We start from the raw sequence: 2,594 nt of genomic DNA, 5'->3' as shown, positions 1-2,594 counted from the left end.
AATACCGCTCTGGTCACACAGCTATTGAACAAATGAAGGTACAAGCAATGCGTGCTTTATTTCCTCTATTAATGTTACTGCTGAGCGCATGTAGTAATTTGCCAATGGCGATTAAAGAAGCCCCAAGCCCTGACTGGCAGTTAAGTCAGGTCGCTGTTGAAGCTGAACAGCACAAAGGTGAAGTGATACGTTGGGGGGGACAAGTCATTAAAGTGGAAAATGATGATAATGGCTCAACGATTCATGTTGTACAGTTTCCACTAAATAGTTTTGGAAGACCGGATAGTGATGGTGTCAGCCAAGGACGATTTTTAATTCATTCTGAAAGTTTTATCGATCCATATATCTATAAAGCGGGTACATTAATCACTGTTGCCGGCACGGTTGAGAAGAAAGAGACCGTCACAATCGATAAGAAATCAATGAGCTTACCGGTTGTGATCTCTTCTGAATTGTACCGCTGGACGCAAGCGGACTATTCGCGTGATCCTTATTGGCGGAGTCATCCTTATTATTATGACCCGTTCGCCTATGGCCCGTATTACGGGCCAGGCTTACGCCCATCATGGCGTTACTATAATGGGCTTTATTGGTAAGCTTATTCGACGATCTCGATTAAGGTTTCACCTGGTGTCACACGGTCGGCTTTCTTCACGTGTAATGCTTTAACCGTTCCAGCGATATTAGCCAGTAGTTCGGTTTCCATTTTCATGGCTTCCATGACTAATAGGGCCTGACCTGCTTCCACTTTGTCGCCTTCTTTCACCAGAACTTCAACCACATTGCCAGGCAGCGGTGCTGTGACATGACCCGGATCGGTGGCTTTCTTACGACCACCGGTATTACCGCCATCATTTACATACTCATTTAACGCTTCGAAAGTGACTTCTTCTGGCATGCCATCGATAGATATGTAGAACTTACGTTTACCACCGCCAACATCACCTACACCGGTGATGGCAATGTCATAGCTTTCACCATGGACATCCACTTTAAACTCGGTAGCAATGCTTTCTTTATCATTATTAGCTTCACTAACAGGTAATAATGGCTCAGGTTTCAATGTGCCTTCAGCACGTTGTTGCAAGAATTCACGACCGAGATCCGGGAACATGGCAAAAGTCAGTACATCTTCTTCTGATGTCGCTAACTCGCCAATATCGGCTCTGAGTTTATCCAGCTCTGGTGCCAGCGCATCAGCAGGACGAGAGTCGATCACTTCTTCGTTACCAATGGCTTTTTTCTGCAATTGTGCATTAACAGGTGCGGGTGGCTGACCGTAGCCACCCTGAAGATAACGTTTCACTTCATTAGTGATGGTTTTATAACGTTCACCGGCTAAGACGTTATATACCGCCTGAGTACCCACAATTTGTGATGTGGGTGTCACCAATGGTGGAAAACCCAGATCTTCACGAACGCGTGGAATTTCAGCAAACACATCGCGAATTCTGTCCAGTGCGTTTTGTTCTTTTAATTGGTTGGCCAGATTTGACATCATGCCGCCCGGAACCTGATTGATTTGGACAGACACATCTTCGCCCGTAAATTCGCTTTCAAACTGGTGGTATTTTTTGCGAACGTCACGGAAATAGTCGGCAATTTCGGATAACAGGTTCAAATCAAGGCCAGTATCCCAGTCTGTATTACGCAATGCAGCAACTTGAGATTCAGTCGCTGGGTGGCTGGTACCGCTGGCAAATGAAGAAATGGCGGTATCAATACGATCCACACCCGCTTCAATGGCTTTTAACTGACATTGTGCTGCCAGACCAGAAGTCGCGTGAGAATGAATAACTAAAGGTAAGTCGACTTCTGATTTAATGGCTTTCACTAAATCGTAGGTCGGATAAGGAGCCAATAGACCAGCCATATCTTTAATGGCAATCGAGTCTGCGCCCATTTTTTGTAGATCTTTGGCCTGTTTTACAAACAATTCAGGAGTATGAACCGGGCTGGTGGTGTAGCTAATCGTACCTTGAGCATGTTTACCGGCTTTTTTGACCGCTTTCATGGCGGTTTCCAGATTACGCAGGTCGTTCAGCGCATCAAAAATACGAAATACATCAATACCGTTTTCAGCCGCACGCTCGACAAAAGCACTGACCACATCGTCAGCATAATGGCGGTAACCCAACAGGTTTTGGCCACGTAATAACATTTGTAAACGGGTATTGGGTAAGGCTTGTTTTAATTGTCTGAGTCTTTCCCAAGGATCTTCTTTTAGGTAGCGAACACAGGCATCAAATGTGGCACCGCCCCAGACTTCCAGTGACCAATAACCGACCTGATCGAGCTTGTCACAGATAGGCAGCATATCGTCAGTGCGCATACGAGTGGCGATAAGTGATTGGTGAGCATCACGCAGAATGACATCAGTAACTTCAATTTTTTTCATAAAATCTCCAGCAGTGTTTAAGGCTTACCAGCCTGCATGGGCTGCAATTGCAGTGGCCAAAGCCAGCGCCACTGCGCTGGGACGTCGTTTATTCGAATAGTTAAGTAATTCCGGATGGTTAGGCACAAAACTTGTGTCGAAATGACCAGATCGGAAATCAGGATGATTGAGAATTTGTTTGTAGTAGTTCTCAGTG

2 protein-coding genes and 1 pseudogene are annotated in these 2,594 nt (G+C 45.5%); 1 reads left to right on the top strand and 2 read right to left on the bottom strand.

From position 1 onward, the window contains the following. A partial coding sequence (locus tag B4K20_RS14885; protein ID WP_289283513.1) for a Slp family lipoprotein occupies positions 1-596 on the top strand: 596 nt, incomplete at its 5' end. A 2-nt stretch (positions 597-598) separates the two neighbouring features. Here B4K20_RS14885 and oadA read toward each other — a convergent pair. Beyond that, complete coding sequence (oadA, locus tag B4K20_RS14880) at positions 599-2,398, bottom strand: sodium-extruding oxaloacetate decarboxylase subunit alpha (protein ID WP_289283512.1); 1,800 nt, start codon at positions 2,396-2,398, stop codon at positions 599-601. A gap of 24 nt (positions 2,399-2,422) precedes the next feature. Next, a pseudogene (locus B4K20_RS17095) lies at positions 2,423-2,594 on the bottom strand (acetyl-CoA carboxylase biotin carboxylase subunit); the annotation flags it as partial.

The organism is Methylophaga sp. UBA5088 (assembly GCF_002414625.1).
Lineage (GTDB): Bacteria > Pseudomonadota > Gammaproteobacteria > Nitrosococcales > Methylophagaceae > Methylophaga > Methylophaga marina.
The sequence above is the reverse complement of the archived record's forward strand: the minus strand, read 5'-3'. Positions and strand labels throughout refer to the sequence as shown.